Raw genomic sequence first — 19,844 nt, 5'->3', positions numbered from 1 at the left:
AGTTAAAACTACAAATTGGTTTTGAGGATAGCCCGCATATGCTGTAAAAATATTATGACATGCCGCTATGGGCTATTGATTCTTAGCCCTTCTCTTAAAACTTAATCCCCTACCCCTTGTTGTACTTTGCATGAATCGCCTGGTAAAAAAACTCGAAAAAATTGGTCGCGACCCAAAAGTTACTGCAAAGGCAGTTGGCTTACGCTATGTTTCAGACTCAACCCCAGGCTATACCCGAAAAAAAGCGGGCAAAGGCTGGAGTTATTATGATGCCGACGGCGCGCTGGTAAAGGATAAGGAATTGATTGCGCGTTTTGCCAAACTGGTTATCCCACCGGCTTATACCAATGTGTGGATCTCGCCCTATGAAAACGGGCACCTGCAGTTTACAGGTACCGATGCAGCCGGACGTAAGCAATACCGCTACCATGCCGGCTGGAACCAGATTCGTAACCAAAGCAAATACCACCGCCTGCAAACCTTTGCCGAACACCTGCCTGCTATACGTGCCCAGGTAGATAAAGACCTGGCCCGCCACAACCTTGATCATGAAAAAGTTGTGGCACTGGTGGTACGCCTGATGGAACTGACCAGCATTCGCGTGGGTAATGAATCGTACAAAAAGCTTTACGGTTCGTTTGGGCTAACAACACTGCTTAACAAGCATGTGGCCATTGAAGGATCAAAAATTAAGTTTGAGTTTAAAGGCAAAAAAGGTGTTTTCCATAAAATAGCCTTGCAAAGCAGGCGCCTGGCCAACCTGGTAAAACAATGCCGCGATATACCGGGCAAAGAACTTTTTCAGTATTATAAACCCGATGGTGAACGGTGCAGTATCGGCTCGGGCGATATTAACGATTACCTGAAAGGCATTACCGGCGAAGATTTTACCGCCAAAGATTTTCGCACCTGGAGCGGCAGCGTAAGCGCCCTTTATGCCTTTAAAGAGGCCGGCGAGTTTAAAAACATTACCGAATGCAAAAAGAAAATTGTAAGTGTATTGGACGAGGTAGCTATTAACCTTGGTAATACCCGCACGGTTTGTAAAAAATACTACGTACACCCAACGGTAATAAAAAGCTACGAGGAAGGCACCATATTTAAATATATTGATAAAATTAACGGGCACGAAGACGTAAAAGCAGCAGAGTTAAATATTGCAGAGCAGGCATTGCTAAAGTTATTAGAAACAGAAAAACTCGCTATCGCGAGTTGATTTGGGGTTGATTGTCGGAATCAGAATTCTCAGAATTTTTAAATCAACAGAATTAACGAGCGTTTTATAACACAATTAACCAATCACTAAGCAACATGGTTGATTAAGCTAATGGGGATAGTAAACTTATCAACTACTAACCATTTAACTGATCCTATTATTAACTTAATCAACCTTGTTTTGTGTAGTGGATGGTTTGTTTGAATTGATTGTGTTAGGTGATTGGCCATTTTGAAATCAATATTTTGATTATCAATAACTTAATCAACAAAATCCAACTCAATCAACCACTCACTTTTTCTTAAGCTCAATAACAATTACGCCTTGTTTGGCTTTTTCGCCGTATTTTTTATCAGTGGCGGCATCGTTTTTAAGCACGTTTATACTTTTAATATTACTTTGGTCTACTTTTTTAAATTCGGCCTGGGTAACCTCTTTACCGTCTACCAAAATCAGCGGGCTTGCTTTATCATCATTCCGGGGACGGATCCGCAAAATTTTAGTTGCGGTAGCATTTATTCCATTTTTGCTATCAACCATAGTTACCGGATCACCGTCGGCTGTCATCATCACAATGGTATCCATTGGCAGGGTGCTATTTAAGGTAATTGCATTCCCTTTTACAACTATGTTTTTACGAATTGGCTTGCTGTTCCAGCTGGTAACCGTTGTAGCGCCCGAAGCTGCACTGCCCGATAGCCTTTTGGTGACCCTTACGCTGCTAACCCCCGTACCTGTTACTGTAACGGGTTCAGCATCGTCGTCATCATCTGCAGTGCCTACCGTAACATCGTTTATCTTCAGATTAGATTTAAGCGCCTTTGTGGATTTGGCCGACACCGTTACTTTACTGAGGCCTTTAACCTTACCTACTACTACAGGATCGGCAGTGTTAACGGAGTAAGTGTAATAAATATGCTTTGTTTTGCCGTTTGCATCCTTTAAAGTATCACCGGCAATTTTCATATCTCTTATAAAAACTTTATCAACGCGGCCTTTTATATGAGCGGGGCTAAAATCCATCACTGTAGCAAAACCGGCATCTGTTGTACCTTTAAATTTATCCAGCTTTTCTTTAAATTTTAAGCCCTCGGCCGAGTTTTTTGTGGTGATAAAAACCAGCCCTACATTATCGGCAACCTTATCATCCACAAGCTGTGCAGCATCGCTGTTTCTAAAAACATTAACACTAAGGATATCATCGGGATTTACATTTTTGATATCGCCTTTTTTACCGTTTATATAATATACAACCGAGTCGTTGCCATTGATATGGATAGCAAAAGCCCGTTTGGTGGTATCGGCGACAGCCATATCTTTTAATATAAAGTTCACTTTGGTATTTACGTGGTCAATAGCTCCCTTATTAACGCTGTTTACCTTTATTTTTCCTGCGGCTACCAATTGTGCTATTTTTTCTCTAATGGCTTTACCGGCAGCGGAATTTTTCCTTGTTGCAAAGGCCACTGCATGGTTGCCATCGCCGGCTTTAAAATACTTTTTGGCGTCAGTTGCTGTAAGGTAATCTATACTTTCGGTATCATCGGCAAAGCTATTTGCATTTGATACCTGTACACCATCCAAATAAAATACAGTGTTGCCATCATCTGCTTTACCCTTAGTTGTGTTTGTTGGTGTTTTATTCTCATCCTTACCTGGCAAAATCAATTTTATGGTTGCTGCCAGCTTATTTATGCCTACAGCATTACCTACATTATTTGATAATATGGTTATCGATTTAAAGGCGGCACTTTTTTTAACAAAATCGGCTTTTGAAATACTAAAAACCAATAACAGGCCAACAACAACCGGCACCATGAACACGTACCGGGTTAGGTTTATTTTTGAAGATCGTTTGGCGTTCATCATGATGATACGTTTTTTAATGGTTGATAAATTGAAATGGTTTACAATGCCAGGTTGCGTGTTATTAAAACTTACCGATACCAGGCTATACTGATAAGTTTTGCTGTCGATGCCTTTTTTAAGGATCTTTTGATCGGTTATAAACTCAATATTTTCGCGGATGGCTTTTTTCATGAGCCAAATGCCCGGGTTAAACCAATAAAAAATGCTGCTGAGTTCGGCCAGCAGAATATCGGCCGTGTGCCATTGGTTTACGTGCACCTGCTCGTGCAGTAAAATTGCCTTTAAATCGGCAGGCTCATGGTTGGCAGGATTAACAAATATGCTTTGCCAGAATGAGAATGGCGCGGCATCCTTATCTATCAGCCTTACCTGGTGGTTACCAATGGTAGCGGGCTTTGAGTTTTTATATAAACGGTACAACGAAAACAGCTGCACAAACAAGCGAATACTCAACAGTGCCGCCCCTAACCAGAATACCGATTCGATATAAAACCAATAGTCGGGCTTATCAACTGTTTTTGCCAGGGCCTGCGCGGGCGCCTGCCAGTTTATGGCAACCTGCTGAACCGGCCTTGCCAATTGCTGGTGCCGCTGTATAAAATCCGACAGATTTATTTGGGGGTATATGCTGGCAAACAATATAGCTGCAAGCAGGTAAACGCGGTTAAGGGTATAAAAAGTAAGGTGCCTTAATACCAGGTAATAACCCGCGCAAAACAATAACAGGGCAATATTTACTTTAAACAAAAAAACAAACAGTGCTGGCATGGCTTTAGGGTTTATTGTTTTTCAATCAGTTTAATGATCTCTTGCAGGTCTTTCGCGCTTAGCTTTTTATCTTTGGCAAAAAAGGTTACCAGGTCTTTATAGGAGTTTTGGAAGTAATCGTTCACAAAACCACTCATAAAGCGCTTTTTGTATTCCTCCTCTTTTATGGCCGCGCTATAGCGCAGCGAGTTGCCCATTTTTTCGCTTTGTAAAAAGCCTTTTCGTTCCAGGTTTTTTATGGTTGATGCCAGCGTGGTATATGGCGGCTTGGGTTCCTCCATCTGGTCAAGAAAATCTTTTATAAAACCCACCTCGCATTGCCATACCGCCTGCATGGCTTCTTCCTCTTGTTTTGATAATTTCTCCATTGCTAATTACGATTATTTCGTAAATCTACGAATAGTTCGTAAATATCAAAATTATTTAACAAAAATTAACAAAGGCAATAGCCTCACCCTGCCCTCTTCAAAGGAGAGGGTTCTGAAAAAGGAAAGCCCCGTGATGTTTTTAACACTACGAGGCTAACAAATGTGCAAATCAAAAGTCCTCTACTTTGGAGAGGATTTAGGTGAGGCATCTTAATCTATCTTAATCTATCTTAATTCCCTTATAATACTCCGCCGCCTTATAATCCTTGCGTAACGGGAAACCATCCCAGTCATCGGGTAATAAAATGCGGCGCAGGTCGGGATGGCTGGTGAAGAAGATGCCTAAAAGGTCATAAGCTTCGCGTTCGTGCCAGTCGGCAGTGCGGTATATGGCGGTGATGCTTTTAAATTCGGGGAGTTCGCTGCTTTCCCGGTCGTGGGGCTTGCTTATCTTTAGGGTAAGCTGCGTTTTATACGGAATAGATGTGAGGTGATAAACCACACCGTACCGGTTGGCCTCATCGTTATAATGCAACCCGCTGATGCTTGATAAAAAATCGAAGTATGTTTTGGGGTTATTACGCAGCTCCAGGCACACCCGGTCAATATCGTCGGGGTTAATGAGCAAGGCAGGCTGCAGGCCGCCGGTTTCTTCGCCGGCAATAACAGCGTCGCCAAATTTTTGGATAAGTAATAATTTAATGTCGTTAAACATCATGGGGCCAAACGTACTTTTTTCCAGGTTTTTTTATCAGTTTTCTTGTAAAGGATACGATCATGCAGCCTGCTTGGCCTGCCCTGCCAAAACTCTACCAGTTGCGGCTTTAAAATGTATCCCCCCCAATATGATGGCTTCGGAATTTCCTTGCCTTCGTATTCGGCTGTAAGCTGGGCTTGTTTTTCTTCCAGCACTTTCCTGTCTTCAATTTCCTGGCTTTGCGGCGATACCAATGCACCTATCTGGCTGTCTACAGGGCGCGAGTGAAAATACCGTTCAGATTCTTCTTTGCTCAATTTCTCCAATGTACCTTCAATACGCACCTGGCGTTCCAGTTCGCCCCAAAAAAAGGTGATGGCGCCATGCGGATTTTTAGTTATTTCTTTACCCTTACGGCTCAGGTAATTGGTGTAAAACATAAACCCCTCTTTATTAATACCTTTTAGCAAAACAATCCGCGCCGATGGTTTTCCGTTTGTAGTTGCCGTAGCCAGGGTCATGGCGTTAGGCTCAGGCAATTTTGCGGCCAAAGCTTCGTTAAACCATTGTTCAAACTGGTTCATAGGGTCGGCCTTTGTGCTGTTTTCCAATAAAGTAGCGGCAGAATATTCCTGCCTTAAATTTTGTAGTTGCTGCTCGTCCATTTGTGCAAACTTACTAATTAATTAATCCGTATATATTGATATATTTTCATTTTCATAATTGAACATATTTTTACTATGCTTGTTGTGTTATTTAAATTTAAACCTGTATGTTAAGTACTATATCGGCAGCCGCCGGACGCCTGCTTATTTCTGAACCCTTTATGCTGGATCCTAACTTTAAACGGTCGGTCATTATCCTCACAGAATTTTCTGCCGACGGCGCCATGGGCTTTATTTTAAACCACCATGGCGAATATATGCTTGGCGACGTACTGCCCGATGTATCGTACTCCGAAATGCCGGTTTATGAAGGCGGACCAGTAGGCAAAAACACCTTGCACTTTATCCACCGGGTACCCGAAAAAATTGACGGCGGTATTGAAATTGCTTCGGGCGTATACTGGGGCGGCGATTTTGAGCAAATAAAAAAGCTGGTGAGCAACTACCAGCTTAACCAAACCGAAATAAAATTTTTTGCAGGCTACTCCGGCTGGACAGCGCAGCAGCTGGACGGAGAAATTGCCGCCGACAGCTGGATAGTAACCGACAGGTTTGCCCCCGAAACCCTTTTTGAAGGCGAAGAGCACAACCTGTGGAAAGATGTGATCAAAGGTCTGGGCAACCGCTACGCACATATAGCCAACTTTCCGGAAAATCCGGCACTGAATTAGTGGGCAGTTCTCAGTTTGCAGTGGGCAGCTTGCGGCATGCAGTTTTAAGTTTACAGTAGATTGCAGGGCAATCCCGCTGGTAGAAGCGGGCCGGGCTGTATGCTCATACGCCTGCAGGCATTACACACGTTGGCCGGTATCCGCGCCCATCCCTATTGCAATTGTCTGAATCAGAATTTTCAGAATTAAAGAATGGGCAGAATTTTGTCTGAACCTGAATTTACAGAATTAAAGAATTACCGGAATTTAAAAAGCCAATTCGAGAAATTCTAAAAATTCGTTTAATTCGAGTTCAGACATCTTCAAATAATTCCTTCATCTGCACATTCGCAGCCCTTTCAAACCGTCGGGTTAATTCGGCATTGGCTGTTCATCTTGGCTCTTGATTCTTGACTCTTGATTCTCTTTTACCCTTCCATTTCTCTTGCCGATTCTTCAACCTTTTTCTTCAGGTCTTCTTTAAAATCGATAAGGTTTTTTACCAGGTATTCGTCGGCAGTTGATAGGATTTGCGCGGCAAGTATGCCTGCATTTTTGGCTGCATTAAGGGCTACAGTGGCCACAGGAATCCCGTTTGGCATCTGGAGTATCGAAAGTATCGAATCCCAGCCATCAATAGAGTTGCTTGATTTTACAGGCACCCCAATAACCGGCAAATGGGTTAATGATGCCACCATACCAGGCAAATGCGCGGCACCACCGGCACCTGCGATGATTACCTTAATGCCCCTGTCGGCAGCGGCACGTGCATAGCTAAACATCCTATCCGGTGTGCGGTGTGCCGATACTACCGTAATTTCGTATTCAACACCTAATTCTTTTAAAACATCGGCAGCATCCTGCATAATATGCAAATCAGATTTGCTGCCCATAATGATAGCTACTTTTGGTTGGCTCATGTTGTTGTTACAATTTTATGTCATTGCGAGCGTAGCGCGGCAATCTCGTCGGGTGCAAAGCGAATTTGCACAGTTAGAAAATTGATCGGGAACCCGTAATGAGGTATTAATTTTCTGTCACCCTGAGGAACGAAGGATCTACCTGCTATACATGACCGATAGAAAAATTCGTGAATAGATCCTTCGTCCCTCAGGATGACAATATTTTATTTTGGACATTGTTTTTTACCGACTTACGAAGTTTTAAAAACTTCGTAAGTCATTTTTCTTGCTTATGTCATTGCGAGCGCAGCTTGGCAATCACTTCGCATACACAGCGGTCATGCTTACGAGGAGATTGCTTCGTTCCTCGCAATGACATATTTTGTCTAACTTATAACCTTCAACGTTTTCTGCACAAATCTCGCTTTTTCTATCGCTTTCTCTCTATCCGCGTCTACTATCGTCACATGCCCCATTTTCCTAAAAGGTTTTGTCAGCGCTTTGCCGTAAAGGTGAATGTAAACACCGGGCACTTTTAGCACCTTTTCTATCCCTTTGTAAACGGCGGGGCCTTCGTAGCCGGCTTCGCCTAATACGTTTACCATAATGGCGTTGTTCAGGCAGGTGGTGTCGCCTAATGGCTGGTTAAATATGGCCCTTAAATGTTGTTCAAACTGCGATACCACGTTGCCCTCAATGGTTTGGTGCCCGCTGTTATGCGGACGCGGGGCCAGTTCATTGACTAATATTTTGCCGTTTTTATCTAAAAACATCTCAACGGCCAGCAGGCCAACTATTTTCAGGCTTTCGGCTATTTTTTTGGCTATCTGTTCTGCTTGTTGCTGTACTTCAAATGGTAGGGTTGAGGGCGAAATTAAAAACTCAACCAGGTTGGCTTCGGGGTTAAATTCCATCTCCACCAGCGGGAAGGTGCTTACTTCTCCATTTTCGTTGCGGGCTACTATTACGCCTATTTCTTTTTCAAAATCAACCCATTGCTCTATCAGGCTGGGTTCTTTAAAAGCTTTATCCAGGTAACTTTCATCAACTACCTTGTAAACGCCTTTACCATCATAACCATCCCTGCGGAGTTTTTGGATATAAGGAAAAGGAATAGTGCTTTGCAGTAATTCCCGGGGCGACGATATAATCTGGAAATCGGCGGTAGGGATATCGTTTTCTTTGAAGAATTGCTTTTGCAAACCTTTGTCCTGTATCAGCCTGATGATGCGCGATTGTGGGTAAACCAGCACACCTTCTTTCTCCAGCTGCTCCAGCGCGTCTACATTTACCTTCTCTATTTCGATGGTAAGTAAATCAACGGTTTTTCCAAAGTTATATACAGTTTCGTAATCGCCCAGCGAACCCACGGTAAACTCATCGCAAAGTTTGCGGCAGGGAGCTTCCCGGTCAGGATCGAGGATTTTAACCGTAACATTATAATTTATAGCCTGTTGTATCAGCATGCGCCCTAACTGGCCGCCTCCTAAAATACCTAATTTTAAATCTCCGTAAAATGCTTTCATTTGATGTTGCAAGTTTACCTGAAATCTTTCAAAAACCCATAACCTGCTTTTATATCGGGGGTTGTTATCCTTTTTTTACCTTCAGGTAGTAAAAAACGCTATGCACTGTTAAAAAGACGAACCCTGTTATAAGGTAAATCACCTTATACTGCGGGGGCAGCTGCATGGTAAATATGGTTACTATAAAAGCTATGGCCCCGCCAAAATACAGCGGCAACCTTACCGGCAGGTTATTCCAATAGGCAGGATTTACCAGGAATAATGATGGCAGCGACATTATAAAAACAATAATGTTAAGTAACACTATCCCTTCGCAAATTTTAGGCAAAGCGATGGAGTAGTCGGCCCCTTTTTGGGTAAGGGCGTAATAAATACTGTTCACTGCAATTGATAAAATGACAGAAAATATAACCGTTTTAAAAAGCTGCCTGGCGAGTACTTTCATAGTTGAATATTTTTGAGCATAGCCCGCAGGCCATGTTTGTATGCAGGTGCAAAATAATGTAATAGCTTGTTTAAAGCTTTAATATGAATGTCACAAAATGACATTAGCAGCCCTTCAATCTTCCTCAACAATATTATCAGGCGTTAACCTCCTGAAAAACATAAAGCAAAGTACAATTATCTGCGAGATTATGTGGGTGGCGTAAAATTCCTTATCGCTGTATTGCAGTTTTGTGCCAACCAACACATAACCCAGAATTGCTATGGGTGTCATGAAACACACTATAAATGCCTTATTTTTTTGGTTTTTAAAGTTTATAGACATAAAAAGGCCGGGGATCCAAAGCAAAGTTAGGGGGAAATCAAGCACTAAAGCGCCAACCAGGGTTGATGGCACCAGGTGACTATCCCACTGGCCCTTAACCGTGAACAGCATAAATACAAAATTAAGTACGATGGATAATAACACCGAAAAAAGGTATTGCAATAAAAGTAATTTCCAGATTTTCATGATATGTATATAAGCCCCGGAAGACCGAACGGCAAAGTTTTTAAAACTACATTTTTATTGCCGAAATAGAAATACCGATTAATGACCGCTATATCCGCATTTGAACCAATGCGCTTTCAGGCAGCATTTTCGCCCGGCAGCCCTCTCATTCAACAATCAATTGTACCCTCCACTTGAATTTCTTTCAAAAAATGCTCGTAACATTCGCACCTGTTCAACCTGCTCAAATTCAAGAAATTCGCCCTCTTTCTTAATTCGTGAAATTCGCCTCAATTCGTCCAATTCCGGTCTATTTAAAACCTTTTGTGTAATTATTAGTTATAATACCTGTGCATATTTATTAATTATATAACTTAAAAGAAAATACTATTAGGTAAACTGCTACTCATTTACATTTAATTTACGAACAAAATCAAAAAGAAAGATGAACATGAAAAAGTCAGTTTTAATTGCTGTGGCCGCCTTAGGCATCGGATTTTTATCAAACAACGCTATGGCGCAAACCCAGCAAACAGATACCACTAAAACAGCCCCTGCAACTACACCCGCCGCTCCTGCAGCCGCATCGGGCGATGTAGTAGGCGTTTTAAGCAGCACCACAGATTTTGCTCCATTAGCACTGGCCGTTAAAACTGCCGACCTGGAAACTACATTAAAAGGCCCCGGCCCATTCACTGTATTTGCGCCAAATGATGTTGCATTCAGCAAAGTGCCAAAGCCCACTATGGACGATTTGACCAAAGATCATGGCAAACTGGCCAAAGTGCTCAAATACCATGTAGTTGCCGGTAAATATACCAAAGCCGATATTATTAAAGCTTTAAGCGCGGGTAAAGGAAAAGCAGTATTAAAAACTATAGACGGTGATAATCTTACGCTATCGGTAAATGATAAAAGCAATTTGCAAATTGTAGATGCCAAAGGGAACGCAGCCTTAGTTATCTCGTTTGATACCATGGCGTCAAACGGCGTTATTCATGGCTTAAATGGCGTGCTGATGCCGCAATAATTCAGCAGCACTGCACTTTAAGAAAGACATCCCTGTATAGTTACCGGGATTAATGATCAATTTTAAATCCAAAGGGTTTGGCAATAAAACGCCAGGCCCTTTTTTATTGGCTGTTATTAAGCACCCCGGTATTGTTCAATTTATAAACCAGCTGCCCATCAACCGTTTCCGAATAAGTAAATCCGTTGCGTTCCAATAGTTTTACCGATGGCTCATTTTGCGGCATTGGCCAGGCCGTTATAGTTTTAAGCTGCATATCCTTAAACCCAAAGGCTATAACTTTTTTGATGGCCTCGCCCATCAACCCGCTACCCTGGTATGTTGGCAGCAGTTCATAGCCAATTTCTGCGGTTGCCGCGTCGTAATCAAAATTCCAGCAGCAAATAGTGCCTATAACACCAGGAGTATTTTTTAATTGGATAGCCCAGTACACGCCTTTCCCGTTAAGCCTATCCTCGTTACGCGCCCGGATGAATTGATTAATGGCCTCCATAGTTTGCTGGTTACTACGGCCTATAAAACGGCTTATAGCTTCATTACTGCGGATAGCTAAAAGCTGCTCACTATCTGCTGGGACAAGCTCCCTTAAAACCAATCTGTCGGTTTTTAATTGCGGAAAAACGGCTGACGGAAAAACAATACTCATTATTTTTTTGGAGAAAATTTAGCCTTCCAGTATTTATTATCGGCAATAAGCGCAACGGGTATGCCAATGCAAACGATAAGGATAACCAACCCGGTTAAAGCTACATGCACTTTAATGTGATGGTAACCAATTTTACTTAAGGGCACTACGATTAGGTTCATTACCAGCCAAACTATAATACCGTAAACAACGGCTATAATATATTTATTACGGATAAGCTTATCAAAAAACGGGTAAAGCAGGTAAAAGGCTGTGGTAAACAAAAATGCTATAAGGTAATGGAAAAACACGCCAGCCACTACCATTTGCGTGCCGCTGGTAAAAGCCGCTTTGCCAAATACGGCGCTTGCAATAAATTCAAAAATAACATCGGCGCCCACCTTGGGGTTGGTAATAAAACTCCAGATGATGGCTGCCATACCATCAAGCGTGCCGGTTAAAAAACCAAGCCAGAAAATAGTTGGCAAGGCATCCCTGAGCTTTGATGGTTGGTTTTTTGCTGCCATGGCGGTTTATTTTATGGTATAAAGTTATACTTTTTATAAAAACCGTACGTATGGCGGCTTTTATTTTTTATCTGTAAAAAAATATTAAAACTGATGCTTATTTTTATGCGGATGAATGCTACCAACACAATTGAAATACCGGGCCTTATTACGCAAAAAATAACCCAAAAGCTGGTATTTAATACAGATGGCATCACCATACAAAAAAACTCCCCGTTTGCTGGTTCTGCTTTTTTGCCTGCCACCAATATTGCAGCTTTCAGGTATGGGGTTAGCTGGGTAAGGGGCTATAAATTTGTTTTTGGCCGCCAGTATTTTATCGAAGTACAAAATTACGATCGTAAAATTTCGCGCATTAAGCTGGGCAGTTATTACGGTATCCGCAAAGAAGTATATGGCAGGCTTTGGAACGATATTATCCAGCAGTTATGGGAAAACTACTTTGTAAACCTGTTTAATTATTACCACGACCTGTATAAAATTAACCAGACTTTTGAGCTTTGTGGTATCACTTTCCATTTTGCCGGCATATGCTGGGACCAGCAGGATATTTTACCCTGGCACACCATAGCCGTTAGCAGTTACAGTACCTATTTTATGATTTACAACTGCCAAAACAAAAAGCAGTGCAAAAGCAAAAACTTCGCCAATGACTGGAACGCGGTAATATTACAGGTGCTGCTAAAGGAGATTGTTAAAGAGCGTAATGTGATGCTATCGTAATCAAAAAGTGTAGAGACGCATAATTGCGTCTCCCGGTTGCAAATCGAACATGCAAATCGACATTGCAAATCCTGAATATCCTATGGGAGACGCAATTATGCGTCTCTACAGAAGCAAAATCCTTACTTTAAATACTCATCCAGCCAGGCAAACACTTTGTTCCTTATATCTTCCGCATCAAACATCACCCCAAAATGAGGGGCGTTGGGCACAATAATAAATTCGTTTTTTACGCCTGCCAACTTCAAATGCAAGCTAAGCGAAATTGATTGCAGCGGGTTAACCGCCTCGTCCTTTTCGCCTTGCACAATCAAAAACGGCGGATCGTTTTTATCAATGTAAGTCACCGGGCTGGCAATCTTGCCTAAATCGGGCCTGTCAAATACGCTGGCGCCCAATAACAACGAGATGGCATGCTGCGCATCCTTTTGATCTGGCCCGGCAAGCGAAAGAAAGTCTGAAGGGCCATAGAAATCCAACACCAGTTTAATTTTAAAATGGCTCTTTTTGCCTGCCGGATAAAAAGCCGCAACATTGTCATTACCGGATAAACCCATCAACGAGGCCAGGTGCCCGCCTGCCGAAAAGCCTATCAGCGCTATCTTATCCTTATCCAACTTATATTTCGACGCATTTTGATATAAGAACTCCAAAGCCTGGTTACAGTCCTGTATCTGCGCCGGGAATGCGGCCTGTGTACTCCACCGGTAATTGATAGATGCAACTGCGTATCCTTTGTCGATAAATCCTTTTAGGGTTTCGGTCATATAACCCATATCAGCATATTTATCGTTCATGCGCCAGCCGCCGCCATGTATCCATACAATAAGCGGATATTTGCTTTTTACAACTGGCGGCAGGTAAATATCCAACAGGTGATTTTTTAAGGTATCGCCGGCATAATTAATATCGCCGTAAAGCGCAGTCCCCTTTGGAAAAAATGATTGCCTTGGAGTGGCTGTTTGGGCGATTGCGTAATTGCTAAACAGCAGGAATAAAACGATAAGCTTTTTCATAATTTATTGGTTGTTTAAAGATAGGTTTTAGATAGATGTTTTTCACCGGAAAATTCATTGTCACCTTTGGATTTAGCGAAACAATGGCCAACGGCGGCCCGGAAATGATAAAAGGGGTATTTGCAAGGTTGAACCCAGAAAAGTAACCGCCCCATTTGTCATTTCGAAACGAGGCACGAGTGAGAAATCCTATGCGCCCTGCATTCTGAAATGCTTATTGGAATGCAAGGTGTATAAAGTAAAACTTTGCCAATGACTGGAACGCGGTAATATTACAGGTGATGCTAAAAGAGATTATAAAGGAGCGCAATGTGATGCTATCGTAGGTAATAAGCAGTTTGTCATTTCGAACCTTGAAGCGGGGCAAAAACGGGGGAAGGGTGAGAAATCCTATACGTCCTGCATTCTGATATCCTCGTCGAAATGCAGGGCGTATAAGATTTCTCTTCGCCCCCATGCGCCTTCCCCCTCGCTCATCGAAATGACAATTTATAATTAAAATGATTAAAGTTCACATGAACAACTCTATGAATTATCCTCTACGCCCCTATCAACCTCTCTCCTTCAATCTTCTTCTGCAATTCCAAAATAGCGCCAATCAAAGCCTCGGGGCGGGGTGGGCAGCCTTGTACGTATACATCAACGGGGATCACCCTATCTACGCCTTTTACCACGTGGTATCCGTGCTGCCAGTACGGACCGCCGCAGTTGGAGCATGAGCCCATACTAATCACGTATTTAGGTTCGGGCATTTGCTCGTACAGGCGCTTGATGCGTTCGGCCATTTTAAAGGTAACAGTACCTGCTATAATGATCACATCAGCCTGGCGGGCTGATGGGCGGGGGAACACACCAAAACGGTCAAGGTCGTAAGTAGATGCCATGGAACCCATCATCTCGATGGCGCAACAGGCTATGCCGAAGCTTAACGGCCATAGGGATGATAAACGCGCCCAGTTAAGCAGGTCGTTCATTTTGGTGATCACTACACCGCCGTCTTCGCTGGTTATATCGCTACTCATTTGTGGGCTTTTTAAAGGTGGGTTTAAACATGGGCTTGCGCGCCGGGGCGGCCTCTGCAGGTGCTTCGGCAACAACAGGCTCAGGTGCAACAGGTTCACTGGTCATGCTAAATGGTTTTACAACAAATTCGCCTTGCTCCAGGTTCAGCTGCTCGTAAAACGATAGCGGGATGTTTACATCGGTTGTGGGTACGGTTGGTTTGGCTTTTATCCATTCCAAATCGCCTTTGGCCCACACGTAAACCAGTCCTAATACCAGGATGCCTAAAAAGATAAACATTTCGGCCAGCGAGAACCATCCCCAGCGGTTATCGGCGGCAATCAGCTCGTGGTTGCCAAAAACGGTAGCCCAGGGGAATATAAAAACCATCTCGACATCGAACAATAAAAATATTAACGCGATAACGTAAAAACGCGAATTGAAGGGCAGCCAGGCATTGCCGGTAGGCTCTTCGCCACATTCATAGGAAGTTAGCTTCTCGTAATTGGGGTTACTGGGAGCCAGTAACCGGTTGAAAAAAAATATCACGCACACCATTATTATCCCGGTGATAAGAAAGATGAGTATCTTTCCAAATTCTGATATTTGCGAAACCTCGGTCATGACAACAAAATTAACAAAACAAACAGATTTTGACGCAATAATTATTGGCGGCGGCGCCTGCGGCCTCATGTGCGCGGTGCAAGCCGGCTTTTTGGGCAAGCGTACGCTGGTGCTGGAAAAGGCCGACCGTGTAGGTGCCAAGATACTGATAAGTGGTGGCGGCCGCTGTAATTACACCAACCTGTACGCTACCAACCAGCAATTTATATCGCAAAATCCACACTTCTGTAAATCAGCCTTTTCGCAATGGACAGTGGATGATACCATCAGTTTTTTTGAAACCTATGGCATTACCGGTAAAGAAAAAACTTTGGGCCAGCTATTCCCCGAAAGTGATAAAGCTAAAGATATAGTCGAAGTGTTCACCAACCTATGTGCCGATATGGAACAGGATATCTGGTGCAATGCCGACGTAAAAATGGTTGAAAAAACTGACGATGGTTTTACCGTTCGGGTCGAGCTTAATGGCAAACAGGAATTTATAAGCGCGCCCAATGTGGTTATAGCCGCAGGTGGCCTGCCTATCCCCAAAATGGGCGCTACCGATTTTGGATTGCGTACCGCCCGGCAGTTCGGTTTAAAAATTGCCGATACCGCCCCTGCCCTGGTGCCGCTTACCATTACCGGCAAAGATCAGCCCTGGTTTGAGCAGCTGAGCGGCAACAGTATTTTTTGCCGCGTTTGGAACGACAGGATCAGCTTTGAAGAAAACATACTGTTTACCCACTGGGGACTAAGCGGACCTGCCATATTGCAGATCTCCTCGTACTGGAAACCCGGCGAAACCATCTACATCGACCTGCTCCCCAACCAAAACATTGCCGACCTGATTCAGCAAGAAAAAGAAACCAACGGCAAAAAAATGCTGCTGGCCTACCTGGCCGGCCTATACACCCGCAAGTTTGCCGAGGCATTAAGCGATAGGTTGCCTGTAGAGAAAAACCTGGCATCGCTCACCAAAACCGAGATTGAAGATATTAGCCAGCTGATACACGGCTTTAAAGTAAAACCCGCCGGCGATAAAGGGTACGACAAAGCCGAAGTAATGCGCGGCGGCGTATCAACCGACGAGCTATCATCCAAAACCCTCGAAGCAAAAAAAGTCCCCGGCCTGTTCTTCGGCGGCGAATGCGTTGATGTAACCGGCTGGCTTGGCGGCTACAATTTTCAATGGGCCTGGGCCAGCGGGTTTGTGATAGCGCAGAATTTGTAGGTAGTTAATGGAATAAATACGCCAATCCCACCTGTTATGCGGAGCAATAAATCCCTGGATTCTGAAGCGAAAATGACCTATATCGCATGGCGGTTAAGACTCACCCGGCGAGGCTGCGCCCGCCACCCTCTCTTCACCTGCGGTGTAAAGAGGGGCTTGAACGCTCAATATCAAAATGTTATAAAAAAAACAAATAGTAAATTTTCGAGCCCCTCTTTCCGGCGAAGCCGAAGAGAGGGTGGCGGGCGCAGCCTCGCCGGGTGAGTCTTAACCAGCGTTCAGAGCCAATGTTTGTGTAAAAATCAATGCATCAAGAGTAGGTACGAAGCATCTATTCGCGAATATGCATATCGTATAACAGATCCTTCACTACGTTCAGGATGACAGAAAATGTTCCTTCTACCTTTCCACTATCTCATAATTCCTATACTCTCCTATCCGCCAGCCGGTATACTTCTCTACAAACTGCAAAAACTTACGGCGAAAGGTCATCGCTTTGCGCAACTCTTTGGTGCTGAAATCAATATTCCAGTTGGTGGCGGCAATGCGTTTTTGTATGGGTGCGGGGTGGGTGCCGGTAAAGCGGACCAGTTTATCGGCGTTGCTGTAGTCAAACTCAAAAGTTTCGGGCAGGTTTTGCTCCATCCAGGCATCGTCGTGGTAAAACTTGTTGAAGTTGCGGATTTTGTTATTTAATCCCTGCGGAGGTTTGGCCCAACCGTAGTGGTAAATGTAAGCGTCAATCAGCTTTACTTTAATCTTCCGGTCGTTAAGGCGGAAACCCTGCGCATCCCGGTAGGCATGTATGCCTTTGATGTTTTTAACCAGGCGGATCTCGCGGCGGTACCACCTGCGCGAATCGCCGTAGTAATCATAGGAGCCGTAAAAATGAAGGTATTTAAACAGCAGGCCTTCAATGTTAGGTTTGTTAAGCGCATCCTCCATCTCCTTTTTTATCAACGGATGATATTTCTCATGTACCGCCTCATCCCCCTGGATATAAAATGCCCAGTCGCTATCCGGCGATATGGCCGCGAAGGCCTTCTCCGTCTCTACCGCGAACACCCGGCCGCCATCTTTCAGCGAATCGTCCCAAATGGTATCGATGATCTTGATTTTTGGCGATCCGATGGCCTCGATCAGTTCGCGAGTGCCATCATCAGAGTTGCCGGCTGCTACGATAAACTCATCGCAAAGGGGCAAAATGGAGTTGATGGCCTCCACAATTGGATAATCGTTTTTAACCGCGTTTCTGATAAAGGTAAATCCGGATACTTTCATTAGGGGCAAAGGTAACGTTTGCTAATAAATGATTGGTAACGGTTACACCAATTGTTGGTGGTAAAATTACTGGGTTAATAGTATGGCGGCGACGACTCACCCCGAACATCGCTACGCTCGTTCTGCCCCTCTCTCCGACTGCGTCGCATAGAGGGGCCAAAAAATAAAAAAATGAGCTAAACCCTCTTTGCGGCGCAAGCCGGAGAGAGGGTCGGCCAGCGCAGCGTAGCCGGGGTGAGTCGTAGCCAGCGTTCAAACCGAACGATTGCTTATTATAACCTCTCCTTAAATATTTTCGTAGAAAACAAAGCTAAAAAAGGCCCGCGGTACGGCTTAAATATCAATCAAATAGTTAAATATTTTACTTAGCATTGTATCAATAAACCCCAATACAAACCATGGACATTATCAGAAGAGACAACATTACCTACGAAGAATTTATGGAAGAGCATTATAAACCGGGCATTCCGCTGGTTTTTACAAATGCCGCCAAAGTTTGGAAAGCTAATGGGCTGTTCACTCCCGATTGGTTCAGGGAAAATTATCCCGACAGACAAACGGATGTACGTGGCAATATCCTTACCATGAAGGAGGCTATGGACATGGTAGAAGCCAGTACCGAAGAAAAACCCGCGGTATACCCTATTATATTTGATATCCCGGCAACTATACCGGAGTTGATGCCGCTTTTAGATCCCCTGGATTTAAATTACGCATCACCAAACTGGTTAAAAAATAAAATGTTCAGCATTGGCAAATGGGGCGGCGCTACCGAATTGTTTGTTGGCGGCCCGGGCGGCAGGTTTCCGTACATGCACATAGATTATTACCATTTAAACGCCTGGATAACTCAACTGTACGGCCAAAAACGTTTTACCGTTTTCCCACGCGGACAGGAGCATTTACTATACCCCCGCCCCGATGATCCATGGCGTTCGGAAGTAAACGTATTTGAACCCGATTACGAAAAACATCCGCTGTTTAAAGATGCCACTCCAATAAATTTTGTAGTCGGGCCTGGCGAAACGTTATTTATCCCTTTTGGTACCTGGCATACGGCCTATTCGCTTACGCCAACCATTTCGGTGGCCTTTGACACCCTCAACAGCAAAAACCACAAGGAATTTATGCAGGATGTATGGACGTTTAAAAAACGCCAAAGCAAACTGAAGGCGATTGCTATGTACGCCTACGCCGCTGTGGCTACACAAACATCGAAGATTAGTGAGGGGTTGTCAAGTCGGAAGTCTTAAGTCGAAAGTTCTAAGTCGGAAGTCTTTAGCTGTAAGCCTGAAATGCTATCTTAAAATTGTTTAGTCGCCGGTATTTATTTCGATTTTTTAGGCTAAATACTTTAGACTTAGAACTCTGGACTTTAGACTTAAAACACGGTTATGTCATTAAATGAAAAAAAACAGCGGCTTATAGCTATAAACTGGCTATTTCACGGATATTTATGCAAACCGATGCGGTAACAAATTGGTTGGTAAATCATCAAAGCATAAAAATTATCCGTTGGAAACTATCCTTAATATTCAAGATCTCAGTAAAACATACCAAAGCGCCGGGCGTACGCTCACCGTGCTTGATAATATCAACTTCGCCATCACCGAAGGCTCTACCAACGCCATTGTCGGGCCATCGGGCAGCGGCAAAACTACCCTGCTGGGGCTGTGTGCCGGGCTGGATAGATCAAGCACCGGATCGGTAGCGCTAAATGGCATCAACCTGGGCAATTTAACCGAAGATCAGCGCGCGCAGGTGCGTAACCAATATGTGGGCTTTATTTTCCAAAACTTTCAATTGCTGCCAACGCTTACCGCTTTAGAAAATGTGATGGTGCCGCTGGAGTTACGAAACGAAAAAAATATTAAAGCGCGTGCGCTTGATTTGCTGGACAAAGTTGGCCTTGCCGACCGCGGGCATCACTACCCATCGCAGCTATCTGGCGGCGAGCAGCAAAGGGTATCACTGGCACGGGCGTTTTCAAACGCGCCCAAGATCCTGTTTGCTGATGAGCCAACTGGTAACCTGGATGCCGAAACCAGCGAAAAGGTGATTAAACTCATCTTCGATCTGAACAAAGAGGCCGGTACTACCCTGGTTGTAGTAACCCATGACCTTGACCTGGCCGCCAAAACACAACGCATCATCAGGATAAAAGGCGGCAAGCTGGTATCCGACGAAAAAACAATTAACGGGTAAGTT

The 19,844-nt window shown here is 43.9% G+C and carries 21 protein-coding genes; 7 read left to right on the top strand and 14 right to left on the bottom strand.

All coding sequences use genetic code 11. The features are described from left to right. Window positions 1-130: 130 nt before the first annotated feature. Window positions 131-1,216 (top strand): DNA topoisomerase IB, encoded by a 1,086-nt coding sequence (locus tag FSB76_RS25735; protein ID WP_147058536.1) that lies wholly within the window; start codon window positions 131-133, stop codon window positions 1,214-1,216. A gap of 291 nt (window positions 1,217-1,507) precedes the next feature. Here the strand turns inward: FSB76_RS25735 and FSB76_RS25730 are convergent, their stop codons facing one another. The 4 genes from FSB76_RS25730 to pdxH form a co-directional block, all read right to left on the bottom strand. Continuing rightward, window positions 1,508-3,853, bottom strand: coding sequence for a M56 family metallopeptidase (locus FSB76_RS25730; RefSeq protein ID WP_147058534.1), 2,346 nt, complete (start codon window positions 3,851-3,853; stop codon window positions 1,508-1,510). A gap of 11 nt (window positions 3,854-3,864) precedes the next feature. Continuing rightward, a complete protein-coding gene (locus FSB76_RS25725) occupies window positions 3,865-4,221 on the bottom strand; it encodes a BlaI/MecI/CopY family transcriptional regulator (RefSeq protein ID WP_090653318.1) in 357 nt (118 codons plus the stop codon). A 220-nt stretch (window positions 4,222-4,441) separates the two neighbouring features. Next, a complete protein-coding gene (locus FSB76_RS25720) occupies window positions 4,442-4,939 on the bottom strand; it encodes an NADH-quinone oxidoreductase subunit C (RefSeq protein ID WP_147058532.1) in 498 nt (165 codons plus the stop codon). Then, window positions 4,936-5,583 (bottom strand): pyridoxamine 5'-phosphate oxidase, encoded by a 648-nt coding sequence (gene pdxH / locus FSB76_RS25715; protein ID WP_147058531.1) that lies wholly within the window; start codon window positions 5,581-5,583, stop codon window positions 4,936-4,938. Before pdxH ends, FSB76_RS25720 begins: the two co-directional genes overlap by 4 nt. Before the next feature lie 107 nt (window positions 5,584-5,690). Between pdxH and FSB76_RS25710 the strand changes: the two genes are divergently transcribed. After that, a complete protein-coding gene (locus tag FSB76_RS25710; protein WP_147058529.1) occupies window positions 5,691-6,254 on the top strand; it encodes a YqgE/AlgH family protein in 564 nt (187 codons plus the stop codon). 407 nt (window positions 6,255-6,661) lie between these two features. On the opposite strand, the gene purE is transcribed toward FSB76_RS25710, so the two are convergent. From purE to FSB76_RS25690, 4 genes are all read right to left on the bottom strand, one after another. Further along, window positions 6,662-7,153, bottom strand: a complete 492-nt coding sequence (gene purE / locus FSB76_RS25705; RefSeq protein ID WP_147058527.1) for a 5-(carboxyamino)imidazole ribonucleotide mutase — start codon at window positions 7,151-7,153, stop codon at window positions 6,662-6,664. 368 nt (window positions 7,154-7,521) lie between these two features. Next, window positions 7,522-8,661 carry a 5-(carboxyamino)imidazole ribonucleotide synthase gene (locus FSB76_RS25700; protein WP_147058525.1) on the bottom strand — a complete coding sequence of 380 codons (1,140 nt, stop codon included), beginning with the start codon at window positions 8,659-8,661 and terminating at the stop codon, window positions 7,522-7,524. Window positions 8,662-8,725: 64 nt separating this feature from the next. After that, window positions 8,726-9,106 carry a hypothetical protein gene (locus tag FSB76_RS25695; RefSeq protein WP_147058523.1) on the bottom strand — a complete coding sequence of 127 codons (381 nt, stop codon included), beginning with the start codon at window positions 9,104-9,106 and terminating at the stop codon, window positions 8,726-8,728. Between the two features lie 114 nt (window positions 9,107-9,220). Beyond that, window positions 9,221-9,616, bottom strand: coding sequence for a hypothetical protein (locus tag FSB76_RS25690; RefSeq protein WP_147058521.1), 396 nt, complete (start codon window positions 9,614-9,616; stop codon window positions 9,221-9,223). Window positions 9,617-10,046: 430 nt separating this feature from the next. Here FSB76_RS25690 and FSB76_RS25685 point away from each other — a divergent pair, with 430 nt between their 5' ends. Further along, window positions 10,047-10,625, top strand: a complete 579-nt coding sequence (locus tag FSB76_RS25685) for a fasciclin domain-containing protein (protein WP_158642985.1) — start codon at window positions 10,047-10,049, stop codon at window positions 10,623-10,625. A 103-nt stretch (window positions 10,626-10,728) separates the two neighbouring features. On the opposite strand, the gene FSB76_RS25680 is transcribed toward FSB76_RS25685, so the two are convergent. Continuing rightward, window positions 10,729-11,271 carry a GNAT family N-acetyltransferase gene (locus FSB76_RS25680; RefSeq protein ID WP_147058517.1) on the bottom strand — a complete coding sequence of 181 codons (543 nt, stop codon included), beginning with the start codon at window positions 11,269-11,271 and terminating at the stop codon, window positions 10,729-10,731. Further along, a complete protein-coding gene (locus FSB76_RS25675) occupies window positions 11,271-11,777 on the bottom strand; it encodes a hypothetical protein (protein WP_147058515.1) in 507 nt (168 codons plus the stop codon). Before FSB76_RS25675 ends, FSB76_RS25680 begins: the two co-directional genes overlap by 1 nt. A gap of 93 nt (window positions 11,778-11,870) precedes the next feature. Here FSB76_RS25675 and FSB76_RS25670 point away from each other — a divergent pair, with 93 nt between their 5' ends. After that, window positions 11,871-12,500 (top strand): hypothetical protein, encoded by a 630-nt coding sequence (locus FSB76_RS25670; protein ID WP_147058513.1) that lies wholly within the window; start codon window positions 11,871-11,873, stop codon window positions 12,498-12,500. Window positions 12,501-12,622: 122 nt separating this feature from the next. On the opposite strand, the gene FSB76_RS25665 is transcribed toward FSB76_RS25670, so the two are convergent. The 3 genes from FSB76_RS25665 to FSB76_RS25655 all read right to left on the bottom strand — a co-directional run bounded on the left by FSB76_RS25665 (window position 12,623) and on the right by FSB76_RS25655 (window position 15,142). Next, window positions 12,623-13,516: an alpha/beta hydrolase gene (locus FSB76_RS25665; RefSeq protein WP_147058511.1), complete on the bottom strand. Its 894-nt coding sequence runs from the start codon at window positions 13,514-13,516 to the stop codon at window positions 12,623-12,625. A gap of 539 nt (window positions 13,517-14,055) precedes the next feature. Further along, entirely contained in the window at window positions 14,056-14,538 is a 483-nt protein-coding gene (locus FSB76_RS25660) for an NADH-quinone oxidoreductase subunit B (RefSeq protein ID WP_090653327.1), read from the bottom strand. Beyond that, complete coding sequence (locus tag FSB76_RS25655) at window positions 14,531-15,142, bottom strand: NADH-quinone oxidoreductase subunit A (protein ID WP_147058509.1); 612 nt, start codon at window positions 15,140-15,142, stop codon at window positions 14,531-14,533. Before FSB76_RS25655 ends, FSB76_RS25660 begins: the two co-directional genes overlap by 8 nt. Here FSB76_RS25655 and FSB76_RS25650 point away from each other — a divergent pair. Then, window positions 15,141-16,355: a BaiN/RdsA family NAD(P)/FAD-dependent oxidoreductase gene (locus tag FSB76_RS25650; protein WP_147058507.1), complete on the top strand. Its 1,215-nt coding sequence runs from the start codon at window positions 15,141-15,143 to the stop codon at window positions 16,353-16,355. The genes FSB76_RS25655 and FSB76_RS25650 overlap by 2 nt on opposite strands. 399 nt (window positions 16,356-16,754) lie before the next feature. Here the strand turns inward: FSB76_RS25650 and FSB76_RS25645 are convergent, their stop codons facing one another. Continuing rightward, window positions 16,755-17,636 (bottom strand): glycosyltransferase family protein, encoded by an 882-nt coding sequence (locus tag FSB76_RS25645; protein WP_147058505.1) that lies wholly within the window; start codon window positions 17,634-17,636, stop codon window positions 16,755-16,757. A gap of 398 nt (window positions 17,637-18,034) precedes the next feature. Between FSB76_RS25645 and FSB76_RS25640 the strand changes: the two genes are divergently transcribed. Then, window positions 18,035-18,889 (top strand): cupin-like domain-containing protein, encoded by an 855-nt coding sequence (locus FSB76_RS25640; protein WP_147058503.1) that lies wholly within the window; start codon window positions 18,035-18,037, stop codon window positions 18,887-18,889. Window positions 18,890-19,151: 262 nt separating this feature from the next. Further along, window positions 19,152-19,841 carry an ABC transporter ATP-binding protein gene (locus FSB76_RS25635; RefSeq protein WP_147058501.1) on the top strand — a complete coding sequence of 230 codons (690 nt, stop codon included), beginning with the start codon at window positions 19,152-19,154 and terminating at the stop codon, window positions 19,839-19,841. Window positions 19,842-19,844 lie beyond the last annotated feature (3 nt).

The sequence above is a fragment of the Mucilaginibacter ginsenosidivorax genome (genome assembly GCF_007971525.1).
GTDB classification, from domain to species: domain Bacteria; phylum Bacteroidota; class Bacteroidia; order Sphingobacteriales; family Sphingobacteriaceae; genus Mucilaginibacter; species Mucilaginibacter ginsenosidivorax.
The sequence above is the reverse complement of the archived record's forward strand: the minus strand, read 5'-3'. Positions and strand labels throughout refer to the sequence as shown.